Source organism: Fretibacterium sp. (genome assembly GCF_057312375.1).
In genome coordinates, this window is sequence record NZ_DBHLDX010000054.1 from 1 (window position 1) to 12,972 (window position 12,972).

Sequence of the window (12,972 nt, forward strand, 5' to 3'; positions counted from 1 at the left end):
GGGGGGGGGCGGCGGCCCGCCTGTGCGACGCCATTCCCGCGGGGGACGGCGCCGCATGACGGGGCAGGACTCGCAGGGGGCCGCCCGGCGGCTCATCGCCTGTGCCGCGCCCTACCGCCTGCGCCTCGCAGCGGGGGTGGCCTTCATGCTGGCCTCTTCCGGCCTGAACGTCCTGCCCCCCTGGCTCTTCAAGAGCGTGGTGGACGACGTCCTGATCTCCCGAAGCGTCCTGAGCCTCAACCTCATCTGTCTGGCCGTCGTCGCCATCTTCGCCCTCAAGGCCGTGACGTCCTACTGGCAGCAGTACTTGATGAACGAGGTGGGGCAGAGCGTCGTGATGGACGTCCGGGTGGCGCTCTACGACCGGATGCAGCATATGGCGCTGCAGCGGATCGACGCCTCACGGGTCGGGGAGCTGATGAGCCGTATCACGGGCGACGTGGCCACGCTGCAGAGCCTCGTCACCAACACCTTCGTGGAGCTGGCCTTCAATGCCGTGACCTTCGCGGGAATGTTCGCCTTTATCCTCTACATCAACTGGCGCCTGACGCTCCTGATCGTGCTGGTGCTGCCCGTCGTGGCCTGGCTCCTGTCCTTCGCGGCCCGGAGGCTGCGCCGCGCGGGGCACCGGGTTCAGGAGCGGCTGGCGGACATCACCGCCATCGCCCAGGAGGCCTTTTCCGCCATCCGCGTGGTGCGCGCCTTCGCCACGGAGGAACAGGAGCTGAAGCGCTTTCGGGAGGGGAACCTCCAGAACTTTCAGGCGCTGCTCCACGCCGTGTCCATCCAGGCCCTGCTGGCCGGGGTCGTGGAGGTGTTCCTGATCTGCGCGCTGGCCGTGGTGTTCTGGTTCGGAGGACGAAGCGTCATCCATGGGTCCCTCACGCCCGGCGAACTCATCTCCTTCATCGGGTACATCGCCTTCATGGTCCAGCCGATCCGCACCGTCATGAGCCGCATGGGCGCCCTGCAGACCGGCCTCGCTGCCGCGGATCGCATCTTCGACATGCTCCAGGCCCCCACGGAGGACACGTCCCACTCCGTGGAGCTGCCGGGTCGGCTTCGCGGCGAGGTGGCCTTTGAGGACGTCCGCTTCGCTTACGCGGCGGGGCAGGAGGTGCTGCGCGGCATCCGCTTCACCGTCCGCCCGGGGGAGAAGGCGGCCCTCGTGGGGCCCACCGGCTCCGGAAAGTCCACGCTGGCGGACCTGATCCCCCGCTTCTACGACCCCACGTCGGGCCGCGTGCTGATCGACGGCCGGGACGTCCGCTCGCTTCGCCTGCCGGAGCTTCGGCGCCAGATCGGCATCGTGCCCCAGGACTGTGTCCTGATGAAGGGAAGCATGGCCTTCAACATCGCCTACGGACTGGCGGAGGACGGGCCGGACCTGCTGAAGGACGAGGCGCTGATGCGGCGCGTGCGCGAGGCCGCGGGCGTCGCGAACATCGCGGACTTCATCGAGGGTCTTCCGGAGGGGTACGGCACGGAGGTGGGCGAGCGGGGTGTCACCCTCTCCGGTGGCCAGCGCCAGAGGATCGCTATCGCCCGCGCCGTCGTCCGCGACCCCAGCATCCTGATCCTGGACGAGGCCACCTCATCCCTGGACCTGGCCGCAGAACGCCAGGTCCAGGAGGCCATGGATCGTGCCATGGCCGGCAGAACCTCCCTCATCATCGCCCATCGGCTCTCCACCGTGCAGGGCGCGGACCGCATTCTGGTGCTGAAGGACGGCCGCATCCTTCAGGAGGGCAGCCACGCCGTGCTGCTGCGAGAGGGCGGGCTCTACGCGGACCTCTATCGCCTGCAGTTCCCCTCTCGTGGGGCGGAGGGAGCCGGACGCCCGTGAACCGCGTCGTTCAAAGCTACATGGCCTGGGTGCGGGGCGAGCGTCGCGCGTCGCCATGGTGTCTCCTGGACCCGGCCGAATGGGCCGTCCGAGGGGCCGTAGCCTGTATCGACTTCCTGTACCGGCACGGCCTGAGGCGCACGGAGGAGCCCCCCATCCCCTTCGTCAGCGTGGGGAACCTCACCTATGGGGGCACGAACAAGACCCCCTTCGTGGAGATGCTGGCCCGTGCCATGGCGGAGCGGGGCGTCCGACCGGGCATCGTGAGCCGCGGCTACTCGGGCGGGCGGACCCGAAGTCCCGTGGTGATCTTCGGCGGGGAGGGCAGCCGCGACGCCGTCGGCGACGAGCCGCTCCTGCTCTCCCGCCGCCTTCCGGAGGTCCCCGTGGCGGTGGCCCGTCGGCGCGCGCTGGGCATCCGAGCGCTTCGGGAGATGGGGGTGGAGCTGGCGATCGCGGACGACGCCTTTCAGCATCGCGCCCTGAGGCGGGACGCGGACATCGTCCTGATCGACGCCGCCTGCCCCTTCGGCAGCGGACGGCTGATCCCGTCGGGGATCCTGAGGGAGCCCGTCAGAGCCCTAGCCAGAGCGCACCTGGTGATGATCACCAAGGCGGACCAGGCAACGCCGGAGGCGCTCTCGAGGCTTCGGGAGACGGTGGGACGCTTCGTCCCGCTGGAGCGCGTCTTCACCTCCCGCGTCGAGGTGGATCGCTGGGAGGCCTGGGCGCCGGACGCGTCGCGTCCGGCCCGCTGCGCCCCGCCGACGCCGGGGCTTCGCGTGCTGGCCTTCTCCGCCATCGGTAGCCCGGAGAGCTTCCGGCGGTCCCTGGCGGACGCGGGGCTCCTGACGGTGGGCGAACGCCGCTTTCGGGATCACCACCGTTACGGCCCCGGCGAGCTGGACGCCCTGTGCCGCACGGCCGAGGCCCTCGGCGCGGAGGCCATGGCCTGCACCGAGAAGGACCTCTACAACCTTCCGGACGGCTGGTGCCCCTCCCTGCCCCTCCTGATCCCCTGTGTGTCCGCCGTGCTGGATGAGCCGTCCCGATTCCTGGACGCGCTGACGGAAGCGCTGCGCCCGAGGCTGGCCGTGGCCTCCAACGGGTATGGCGAGGACGCCATCGGCGTCCTGCTGGCGCGGCGGCTAAGAGACCGCTTCCCCGCCGCGGAGGTGCTGGCCTTCCCGCTGGTGGGGCGCGGGGACGCCTACGCCGGCTCGGGCTTCCCCGTGGCCTCCGCGCCCTCCGTCACGCCGTCGGGGGGCGTGGTGAAGTACCACCTGAAGGACCTGTTGAGCGACATGCGGGCGGGCCTGTTGAGCCACGTCAGGGCGCAGTTAAGGGACTGGCAGGCGCTCGGAGGAACGATTCGGACGCCGGTCTGCGTGGGGGACGTCTACCTCCTCCTGCACGCGCTGTGGGGCAGCGGCGTCCGGCCGCTGTTCGTGGCCACGGCCAAGACGGTGCGGCTCAGCGGGCATTGGCGGCTGGAGCGCGCCCTGATCCGCCGCCTGGCCCTCCGCACCTGGACGCGGGATCCGGGGAGCGCGGAACAACTGGTCCGGGCCGGGGCGAATGCCGTCTACGCGGGCAATCCCGTCATGGACCTGCTGGAGGATGGGGCCGTCAACCCGCCCCCCCTGCCGCCCGGTCCGGACGACGTTCCCCTCATCCTGCTCCTGCCGGGCAGCCGGCTGAGGGCCTATCGGGACGTCAACCTGATCCTCGACGCTGCGGTGCGGCTCTCCGGGCTGCGACGCTGCGCCTTTCGCATGGTGTTGGCGCCCACGCTCTCCCGCGAGAGGCTCGGCGCCTCCTGCGGGGAATGGACCCTCCGGGAGGACGGGGGGACGCCCGCCCTGTGCCGGGACGGCCTTGCCGTCGCGTTGACCGACGCGCCGCTGTCGTCGGCGGCCCGTGGCGCGGCGCTGCTGCTGGGGCTGGGCGGGACGGCCAATCAGCTCTGTGCGGGGCTGGGGATTCCGGTGGTCTCCATCGACGAGAAGGGCAAGCGCGTGCAGAAGAAGCTCCTGGGCGACGCGGAGCTCCTGACGGCCCCCACGGCCCAGGCTCTGGCGGAGGGGGCTTTAAGCGTGCTGGAGGACCCCGAGCGCTACCGGCTCATGAGCGCGACGGGCCGGCAGAGGATGGGCGCGCCGGGAGGGCTTGAGGACCTGGTGAACTTCGCCGCTTCGGAGCTGGGCTGGGACCTGCGTCAGCGCGTCTACGCGAGGCTTCTGCCCCGCAGGGAACGGGGGAGCGACAACGGCGGGCACCTCACGTTTAAGGCCGTTTAATTAAAGCTGAGATCGAAGGAGCCAGAGGATCGCCTTGAGGTAACTCTTCGGGACCCCCTTGCCCAGGGCGTACAGGCGGGTCAGCCGCCGCCTTGCGTGAGCGTCCCCCCGTTCCGCGGCTCCGAGGTACCACGCCGCCGCTTTGGCGTCGTCCTTCGCGACGCCCTCCATCGAGGCGAAGGTCGTGTCGTAGAGCTCCCCCGTCAGGAACTGAAGGTGAGGGCCTCCGTCCTCGGCCAGCCTCTCCATGGCCATCGGGTCCCCCCGCAGGAAGCCCCTCAGCGCCCGCTCGTCCTCGCAGATCGCCTGCGGCAGGGCCGCGACGCCCGTAACCCCGTTCCATGCGGCGTAGGATTGATTTTTCCAATCCGACGACCAGGGCCTCAGGTCCGAGAAGAACAAGAGCCGCGGCCTGAGCGCCAGAAGCGGGACGACGACGTCCCCGCTTCCCGTCCCTCTGCGGCTCCGCACCAACTCGTCGCGGGCCGTCAACTCGGCCCTGTAGGCGGAAGCGACCCCAAGGTCCCCGATCAGGGCGACGAAATTGGAGCTCAGGAGAAGGCACAGGCCCAGGAGCCCCCAACGCCAACGGAAGAGGTGGGAGGAGCGCAGCCGTTCGAGCGTTCCCTCCTGCCGATAGCCGAAGGCCCACAGAAGCCCCCACGCGGTCCCCATCAGCCAGAGCGTCAGGCTCACTGCGCGTTCGGGTAGCCCAACCCCCGTTCCCCATCCGGCGACGGCCTGCATCAGCGGCGCGATCAGGGCCGTGAGCAGGACGACGTGCCATGTTTTGAGGCGGGAGGTCACGCGGCCGTCGAAGGGCGGGACGGCCTGAGCGATGGTGGGCAGAAAGAGCGGGAAGGTCCAGACGATGGGGGCCGTGAAGAACCTGAGGGCCGTCATGAGGCCGAAGAGCCCGGCGACGCCCAGAGTTCTGATCAGCCTTGGGAAAAAAGCGACCGTCGCCGTGCCTCCCATGCGGAGCGTTGTCCCCGGCGCCAGGAGCATCACGAGGAAAGCCAGCAGGGCGGCGAGCAGGAAGACGGCGGCCCGCTTTGCCTTCGCCGCTGCACCGATGGACAGAAAATAAAGCACCGCAAGAAAGGCCAGGACGACCTGCATCACGCTGACGGGCTCGAGGAGGGTCCCGTTCAGGAGCAACAGGAATGTGCAGCTCCAAGAGTTTACCCCCATGCCGTTCTCCCGGAATGCCCGGCCCGCCAGGGCCAGCGCAAGGAGCGAGAGGGCGGTCGCCCAGGTGTAGGGCATCCCGCTCAGCCAGTAAAGGGTTTCGTTCAAGGCGGGCAGGGCGGAGAGGGACGCGGCGCACAGCAAAAGAGAACAGGCCGTCTTATCCCTGGCGGAGAGCCCCGGCACGAGGCTGTGTACGCAGAAGTAGAGGGACCCCAGGGACAGCAGCACCGTCGTGAGGGGCAGGAGGCCGTAGAGGGGTCCCGTGCTCCAGGGGGCGGCCAGGGCGAGCAAAAACGTGTTGAACGCCCTCCCGGTCCACTGGAGGTAAAACTGCTTCTGCATGTTGAAGAAGCCCTGCTCCAGAAAGGCGTTAGCGAAGTTGTAGTCGTCGGCGGAGGGGCGGGCGTAGAGGCCGAGCCAGCAAAAGAGGGCGATGTAGAGCGCGCAGAGGAGGGCGAGGGCCGTCCTCTGCGCGTCGTGCGGCTGCCGGGAAATGTTCATGGCTTTCGCCCCTCACACAGCAGGGCCACGGACCCCCCGAAGGGGGGATCGCCCTCTCTCCGCTTTTCCGAGTGAGCGTCTTGAGTTTTCGGTATCTTTTCAGAGGCCCTGTGCTGCATCCCCTTATCTCCCTTTCCTGCAATAGACCTCGCGCACCACGTAGACGGGCCTTTTCTTGCTCTCCATGTAGGTCCTGCCGAGGTACTCGCCCAGGATGCCGATGCCCAGCAGCTGAAGACCTCCGAAGAAGAGGATCAGACAGAGCAGCGAGGCGTAGCCCGGTACCTCGATCCCCCAGATCAGGGTCCGTAGGGCGATGTAGAGGCCGTAAGCGAAAGCGCCGAACGCCGTGAGGCTTCCGAGGTAGAACCACACGGTCAAGGGGAAGGTGCTGAAGGAGGTGATGCCCTCGACGGCAAGCTTCCAAAGCCGCCAGCCGTTGAACTTCGTCTCCCCGGCAGCGCGGGGCTTCCGAACGTAATCGACGATGCAGGTCTTGAACCCGACCCAGGCAAAGAGCCCCTTCATGAAGCGGTGCGTCTCCCGGAGGTCTCCCAGGGCGTCCACCACCCTGCGGTCCATCAGCCGGAAGTCCCCCACGTTTTCGGGCAGCTCCGGCCGGGATATCCTGTTGTGTACCTTGTAGAACATTCGGGCGGTCACCCGCTTCAGCCACGAATCCGAGGAGCGGTTGGAGCGATGAGCCAGGACGACCTCGTACCCCTCGCGCCACTTTTCAAGCATGACGCCGATCAGCTCCGGCGGGTCCTGAAGGTCGGCGTCGATCGGCACCACCGCGTCGCCCATGGCGTGATCCAGCGCCGCCGTCAGGGCTGCCTCCTTGCCGAAGTTTCGGGAGAGGTCAACCACCTTGACGCGCTCGTCCACCTCCGCCCGCTCCCTGAGGAGGTCGAGCGTCTTGTCGCAGCTGCCGTCGTTGACGCAGACGATCTCGAAGTCCTGTCCGGTTCCTTCCATGACGGAGGTGATCCGTTCAAAGAACAGAGGAAGGACCGCTTCCTCGTTATAGCAGGGACAGAGAAGCGATATCATTGCGTCCTCGTCCCTTCCGGGGGAAGTGAGGCGTACAGTTTTTTGCTCTTCAGAACGACGTTATAGGCAGGGTTAGCCTGTTTGATGAGTTTCGACAGGACCTCAGGATCGTCGGGAAGATGGTAGGTGCAGAGCGCCAGCTTTGGAGCGAAGCGCTTCAAGGTTTTTTGCGCTCCCATCAGCATATATCGTTCGTATCCCTCGATGTCCGCCTTGATAAAATCGACCCTCGGCAGGGCGTTTTCCCTCACGAAGTCGTCAAGCCTCACCGTTTCCACCGCCGTTGCGGTGGCTTGCCCGACGCACATGTTTTTCAGGAACGAATTTGCTCCCGTGTTGCAGGAATCGCAGAAGATGGAACTATGAGTGTTTTCGTCCCCAAGCCCCTTTTTGACCGGCACAACGTTGGGGTTGAGCTCCGCCGTCCTTGAGAGATACCCAAAGGCCGGGTCAAGAGGCTCAAAGGCATAAACGCTTGCCCCCTTTGCAGAAGCGTAGGCGGCGAAGTCCCCTATCCAGCTTCCTGCGTCGATGACCACGTCGCCGCGCCGCACCCTGACGTCAACGAAATCGTTCACAAGGCCATAGAGCCCCTCGTACAAAAAGGCGTCGCAGCGATCTACCGTCTCCTCATCGTACCGATCGTCGAGGTAAAGGTAGGAGAAGAAAGTGTCCTCAAAGACGTAGCCGAACAGGAGGTTTTCGTTTTCCTTATCCAACAGGGGGAGCTTTGCGTCCTTAACTTGATAGCCGTCGTCCCGGATCACTTCGCGAAACTGACGAACCTTCCTCCGACTGTAAAAATGGGGGTTTTTCCCAAACAGGACGCGGGAGGATTGATCGACGAAGAACAGGAAGAAATCCGCCACGTTATCCTGTCCTTCGCGTACCCTTTTCCACCTCCGCGCCAGGATCTTCAGAACCCTGATAAAAAAGCGTTCTCCCTTGACCTTGTGCGTTTCCATCATCGCGACACCCCTCAGTCCCTGCCCAGGCAGGGGCGCAGGGCTCTTTTAGTTGCCGGCTCATGACCATGAACTGGTGCGGAGGAGGGGACTTGAACCCCTATGCCCGAAGGCGCCAGATCCTAAGTCTGGTGCGTCTGCCGTTTCGCCACCTCCGCTAAGAAACCTCCGTTACCCCCCGGCGGAGGATAACGGACACCGCCGCCCTGTCTGAAGCGGCAGGCCGGCTCAAAGTATTGTAGCACACGGGCGACCGGTTCAGTAGGACGGCGCGTAGGGCAGGGCGTCCGTCATCAGGGTGTCCTTCAGGATGAAGCGACGGTCGCGCACCTCCACGATGTAGACCTGACGGCTGGCGGGACGGTGCAGCGACGGGGTGACGTCGAGGGTCTGGGCGCCGAAGGGGATGCCGCGAACTCGGCTCAGCGCAGCGAGCAGGGCGTCGCGATCCAGTCGGTCCACGGGCTGGGGCAGGGCCCCGATCCCCCTCGTCAGCCACTCCGCCAGCGCGTTGGCGCGGCCGGCGGGCACCAGGTCCTGGAGCTGCATGGCGCGCGTGTCCCACAGCTGCCGCTTCAGGGCGCTGAAGCCGCCCCGCTCGGACAGGAACAGGTTTTGGTCCGCGAAGAGCATCCCCTTGCAGGAGAGGTAGAGCGGCTCCGGCGCGGCGCAGTTCCAGAGCTGCCACGGAGTCCCGACGCGCATGACCCCCCGCCACATCTCCCGCGCTCCCATGCCGCCGATGAAGGCGATGAGCACGCCGTCGGAAACGCTCCGAATCTCCTGCGCCACCATGGAGAAGCTGTCGCTCACCGAGGCGTCCATCCAGAAGGGCATGGGCATAAATCCCGCCTGGTCCAGAAGGGAGTAGGTGATCTTCGCCTCGCGCTCCTGATCGACGGTGAAGCGGCTGGCCGCCAGGGCCACGTGGGCCTTGCGATGGAGCGTCTGCACGGCGAAGTTGGCGAAGGCCGCGCAGCGGTAGTCCCGGAACATGTCGAGCGCGAAGACGTTCGGCAGGGGACGGCCGTCCTTGTCGATGAGGAGCTCCTCGCCTCCCGCCAGGAGGAGCGGCACCTTTTGACCCTCCAGGCGCTGGATCAGCCCGCGGTCCACCTCCGGGACGGCGAAGCTCATCACCGCTGCAGTGTGCTCGTCGAGGGGCAGCCGTACCTCCGAGGCCTCGCCCGCCTCGGCCACGGGGACGAAGTGAACGTCGTGCCCGCCGATGCCCTTGCCGCTGTCCGCGATGTTGGCCTCGTGCCACGCCAGCACCGTCAGGATCGACCTCCCTGTTTCGGTCTCCCAGCCGCCCTGAGGCGGAACCACGAAGACGGTCCACATCCAGTTCGGGGACTCCGCCGCAGGCGCCCTCTCCGGAATGACGGCGCCGAACAGCGCGAACCACAGCGCCGCCATGAGGATCAAGGCCTTTTTGTCCCGCATCTTCAGCCGATCTCCCTTCAAAAATTATGAAAAGTCATAAAGAGAAGCGCGTTGGAGTGAAGCGCGTGCTGCTCTCTCTGCGCCGTTTTTATTATAGTGTAAGACCGCCGTTTGTTCGAGTTCCGCGGCCGGCCGTTACGGCGATTGGACAATAAAAAAGCGACGGGCCCGAGGTCAGGTCCGTCGCTTGCTGTGGCGTTGGGAACGTTCTTATTTCTTTGTGGCAGCGACCTTCGAGAGCTGCTGAATGACGTCCTGCGTGATGTCCGTGCCGCCGATGAGGACGATGGACTTGTTGAGGACGAGGGTCAGGTTCTGCTTCGCGGCAACATCCCGTGCCGCCTGCTGACACTCGCGATAGATGGGGTCCATGAGATCCTGCTGCTCCTTAACGAGCTCCATACGCTTCTGCTGGATGATCTGGGCCTTCTTGGCCTGATCGCTCTCCTTGTCGGCAGCCGCCTTGGCCTCGTTCTCCTTCTGGCGCGAGAGGTTGGCCGCCTGCTGCCTCGCATTCGCCATGCCGGGGTGCTTGTTGACGACCTCGTCGATGTCGATGACGCCCACGCCCTCAACGGGCACGGTGGCGGCGGGCTTCTGAGCCGCGAAGGAGGCGGAACCGGCGACAAGGACGAAGAGGAGTGCAGCTGCACACAGGAACGAAGACTTTTTCAAAATCATAGAAAAATCCCTCCTAAACTAGAGAACACAGGCCTCCGCGAACGGACGTCCCGTTTGAATGACGGGGCCATTCTAGCATCCTGCCCGCAGGAGGGCAAACGTCAGGATTACGCAGATTCGGCTCGCGCTTCGGGCGTTTCCGCTCAGGCGTCGTCCGGCCCCAGGTACTCGCCGTCCTGCACGACGATGAGTTCAAGGTCGATGTGGCCGCAGTTCTCAAGGCTGTGGGGGGCGTTTCTGGGGACGAAGAGCTCCATACCCTCATAGAGAAAGCTCTCCGCGCCGTCGAGGGTCACACGGGCCGTCCCATGGAGGACGATCCAACGCTCGGTGCTGTGGCGGTGGGTGTGGAGGGGGACGGCCCTGCCGGGCATCACGATGCTGCGCTTGACCCGGTGCCGCTCGTCCTCGTGCAGAACGCGGTAGCTTCCCCAGGGCCGGCTGCTCTCCGAGATCTGGCTGACCTCGCGCCGCCCGCGGCCCTTCAGCTCCTTCACGACGGCGCGCACCTCCTGGGAAGCCCCTCGCCGGGTGACGAAGAGCGCGTCCGGCGAGTCCACCACCACGAGGTCCTCCACGCCGTTCAGCACCGTCAGCCGGTTGCGGGAGTCCACGAGGCAGTTGCGCGCGTCCCGCAGCGTCACGTCCCCCACGACGGCGTTGTCCTGATCGTCGCGCTCCAGCACGTCGTGCAGCGCGTCCCAGGACCCCACGTCGGACCACCCCGCGTCCATGGGGGTCACCGCCACGCGGCCAGCCCGCTCCATGACGGCGCAGTCAAAGGAGATGGGGGGCAGGCGGGAGAACGCCTCGCGCAGAAACGCGGTCCCCCGGCCGGCCTGGGCCGCCAGGTCCGGCGCCGTGCGGCCCATCTCACGGGTCAGAGTCCCCAGGGCGAACGCGAACACGCCGCTGTTCCAGAGGTAATCGCCGCTCTTGACGTAGGCCTCCGCCGTGGGCAGGTCGGGTTTCTCCACGAAGGCCTCCGCCTCAAACCAGGTGCCGTGGGATGCCCCTTTCTTGATGTAGCCGAACCCCGTTTCCGGATGGCTGGGGACGACCCCCAGCGTCGCCATGAACCCCTCCTGGGTCGCCTCGACCGCCAGTTCGAGGGCGCGGGAGAAGGCGGCGGGCTCCTGAACGATGTGGTCGCTCGGCGCGACGATCACCACGTCCTCCTCCCCCGCCCCCGCCTCCCGCAGCGCTTCGATCCCCAGGAGGACGGCCGGCGCCGTTCCGCGGGCCATGGGCTCCTGGACGATGAAGTCCGGCGGCAGGGGGACGACCTCGCGCGCCTGGTGCGCCACCAGGGCCTCCCACTGAGCGCCCGTCACGGCGCGCATCCGATCGATGGGGACGACGTTCAGCATCCGCCTCAGGGTGTCCTGCAGGAGCGTCCCAGGGCCGCAGAGGGCCAGAAACTGCTTCGGCAGGTCCTCGCGGGAGCGCGGCCAGAGGCGCGTGCCGCTCCCCCCCGTGAGGATGATTCCGTATGATTCGGACATTGTCTTCACCTGTCCTCGCTTTCGTTGTCGTGCGGCGCCCTTCTCTTCCAAAGGGCCAAAGGGGCAGCCCGCAGGGAACAGGATAGAGAAAAGGGCAAAAAAAGTAAAGCCGCGGCGGTCCGTTTTCCAAAATCTTTTGGGGGTCCCGCCGGACGCCCCTTGCGCGCTGCTTCGGGGCCCGTTATAGTGGATATACATGAATTGAGAAGTCGATCATCGTTATTGAGGGGGCGTTTCGAGTGTTTCGATTTGAGTGCGATTATCAGGAGGGATGCCATCCGCGCATCCTGGCACGGATGGCGGAAACGAATCTGGAACAGACTTCGGGCTATGGCGCGGACCCCCATTGCAAGCGCGCAAGGGCGCTGATTCAGAAGGCCGTGGGCGTCCCGGACGCCGAGGTCCATTTCCTCGTGGGCGGGACCCAGACGAACGCGACGGTCATCAAGGCGCTCCTCAGACCGTGTCAGGGGGTCCTCTGCGTCGAAAGCGGGCACATCAACGTCCACGAGGCGGGCGCCATCGAGAGCACGGGGCACAAGGTGCTTTCGCTCCAGGGCAAGCGCGGCCTCCTGGACGCGGGAACCGTCCGGCAGTACCTGAAGGACTTCTACGACGACGAAACGCGCGAACACAGGGTGCAGCCCGGCATGGTGTACATCTCCCACCCGTCGGAGTACGGCACGCTCTACAGCAAGAGGCAGCTTGAGGAATTGCGCGCGGTGTGTACGGACTACGGGCTGCCGCTCTTCCTGGACGGCGCCCGCCTGGGCTATGGCGTGACGGCTCAGGGGACGGACGTCACGGTTCAGGACGTGGCGCGCCTGTGCGACGTCTTCTACATCGGCGGGACGAAGGTGGGGGCGCTCTTCGGCGAGGCGGTGGTGCGGTCGCGCCCGGGCCGCCTGAAGGACTTCCGCACGCTCATCAAGCAGCAGGGCGGCATGTTGGCCAAGGGCAGGCTCCTGGGCATCCAGTTCGAAACGCTCTTTGAGGACGGCCTCTACTTCGAGATCGCCCGGCACGCCAACGAGCAGGCTATGCGAATCCGCGCCGCCTTTCTGGAAAGGGGGTTCCCCCTGTTCATCGACTCCCCCACGAACCAGCAGTTCCCCATCCTGACGGAGTATCAGATCGAGCAATTGAAGGGGGAGTTCTCCTTCGAGCGGTGGCAGCGGATGGACGAGGAGCGGAGTGCGGTGCGCTTCTGCACCAGCTGGGCCACGACGCCGGAGAGCGTGGATGCGTTGACGGCACGGATCGGGACCCTGTAGAGGAATGTTTATGGAAGAGTTTTGGTTGAGAGCTGAAAAACGCTAAATTTGCCCCAGGGGGCTTTACAAGGGGAAGTTTTTGGTGTAATATATCCAAGCTCTGAGCGAGCGACCCGTTTTGAAGTCGAAGCGGGTTTTTGTACCTTGACAAAAGATTTACAGGTGAGATATTGAGGGTGAGGCGGTAGCTGAGGGGGTACCTGAGGC

Annotated in this window: 9 protein-coding genes and 1 tRNA gene; 3 read left to right on the forward strand and 7 right to left on the reverse strand. The window is 65.9% G+C overall.

The genetic code is table 11. The features are described 5' to 3' along the window. The first annotated feature begins 55 nt into the window (after positions 1-55). Both ACO41U_RS08080 and lpxK read left to right on the forward strand, forming a co-directional pair. On the forward strand, positions 56-1,846 hold the full coding sequence (locus ACO41U_RS08080) for an ABC transporter ATP-binding protein (protein WP_485943033.1): 1,791 nt from the start codon (positions 56-58) through the stop codon (positions 1,844-1,846). Beyond that, positions 1,843-4,146 carry a tetraacyldisaccharide 4'-kinase gene (gene lpxK, locus ACO41U_RS08085; RefSeq protein ID WP_485943019.1) on the forward strand — a complete coding sequence of 768 codons (2,304 nt, stop codon included), beginning with the start codon at positions 1,843-1,845 and terminating at the stop codon, positions 4,144-4,146. The genes ACO41U_RS08080 and lpxK overlap by 4 nt, the downstream gene beginning before the upstream one ends. Here lpxK and ACO41U_RS08090 read toward each other — a convergent pair whose 3' ends face one another. The 7 genes from ACO41U_RS08090 to ACO41U_RS08120 form a co-directional block, all read right to left on the reverse strand. Beyond that, entirely contained in the window at positions 4,147-5,841 is a 1,695-nt protein-coding gene (locus tag ACO41U_RS08090; protein ID WP_485943021.1) for a DUF6056 family protein, read from the reverse strand. 123 nt (positions 5,842-5,964) lie between these two features. Beyond that, positions 5,965-6,894, reverse strand: a complete 930-nt coding sequence (locus ACO41U_RS08095; RefSeq protein ID WP_485943023.1) for a glycosyltransferase family 2 protein — start codon at positions 6,892-6,894, stop codon at positions 5,965-5,967. After that, positions 6,891-7,862 (reverse strand): FkbM family methyltransferase, encoded by a 972-nt coding sequence (locus ACO41U_RS08100; RefSeq protein ID WP_485943025.1) that lies wholly within the window; start codon positions 7,860-7,862, stop codon positions 6,891-6,893. Before ACO41U_RS08100 ends, ACO41U_RS08095 begins: the two co-directional genes overlap by 4 nt. Before the next feature lie 71 nt (positions 7,863-7,933). Beyond that, positions 7,934-8,017: transfer RNA gene (locus ACO41U_RS08105), tRNA-Leu, on the reverse strand. 100 nt (positions 8,018-8,117) lie between these two features. Continuing rightward, on the reverse strand, positions 8,118-9,305 hold the full coding sequence (locus ACO41U_RS08110; protein WP_485943027.1) for a hypothetical protein: 1,188 nt from the start codon (positions 9,303-9,305) through the stop codon (positions 8,118-8,120). Between the two features lie 210 nt (positions 9,306-9,515). Continuing rightward, positions 9,516-9,986, reverse strand: a complete 471-nt coding sequence (locus tag ACO41U_RS08115; RefSeq protein WP_298779559.1) for an OmpH/Skp family outer membrane protein — start codon at positions 9,984-9,986, stop codon at positions 9,516-9,518. A 143-nt stretch (positions 9,987-10,129) separates the two neighbouring features. After that, positions 10,130-11,491, reverse strand: coding sequence for a mannose-1-phosphate guanylyltransferase/mannose-6-phosphate isomerase (locus tag ACO41U_RS08120; RefSeq protein WP_485943029.1), 1,362 nt, complete (start codon positions 11,489-11,491; stop codon positions 10,130-10,132). Between the two features lie 239 nt (positions 11,492-11,730). Here ACO41U_RS08120 and ACO41U_RS08125 point away from each other — a divergent pair, with 239 nt between their 5' ends. Next, positions 11,731-12,765: a threonine aldolase family protein gene (locus tag ACO41U_RS08125; protein WP_485943031.1), complete on the forward strand. Its 1,035-nt coding sequence runs from the start codon at positions 11,731-11,733 to the stop codon at positions 12,763-12,765. Positions 12,766-12,972 lie beyond the last annotated feature (207 nt).

What these genes read in the sequence shown, in the direction of transcription:
- ACO41U_RS08080 (WP_485943033.1), top strand. Translation starts at nt 56, where the DNA reads ATGACGGGGCAGGACTCGCAGGGGGCCGCCCGGCGGCTCATCGCCTGT.
- ACO41U_RS08090 (WP_485943021.1), bottom strand. Translation starts at nt 5,841, where the DNA reads ATGAACATTTCCCGGCAGCCGCACGACGCGCAGAGGACGGCCCTCGCC.
- ACO41U_RS08095 (WP_485943023.1), bottom strand. Translation starts at nt 6,894, where the DNA reads ATGATATCGCTTCTCTGTCCCTGCTATAACGAGGAAGCGGTCCTTCCT.
- ACO41U_RS08100 (WP_485943025.1), bottom strand. Translation starts at nt 7,862, where the DNA reads ATGATGGAAACGCACAAGGTCAAGGGAGAACGCTTTTTTATCAGGGTT.
- ACO41U_RS08110 (WP_485943027.1), bottom strand. Translation starts at nt 9,305, where the DNA reads ATGCGGGACAAAAAGGCCTTGATCCTCATGGCGGCGCTGTGGTTCGCG.
- ACO41U_RS08115 (WP_298779559.1), bottom strand. Translation starts at nt 9,986, where the DNA reads ATGATTTTGAAAAAGTCTTCGTTCCTGTGTGCAGCTGCACTCCTCTTC.
- ACO41U_RS08120 (WP_485943029.1), bottom strand. Translation starts at nt 11,491, where the DNA reads ATGTCCGAATCATACGGAATCATCCTCACGGGGGGGAGCGGCACGCGC.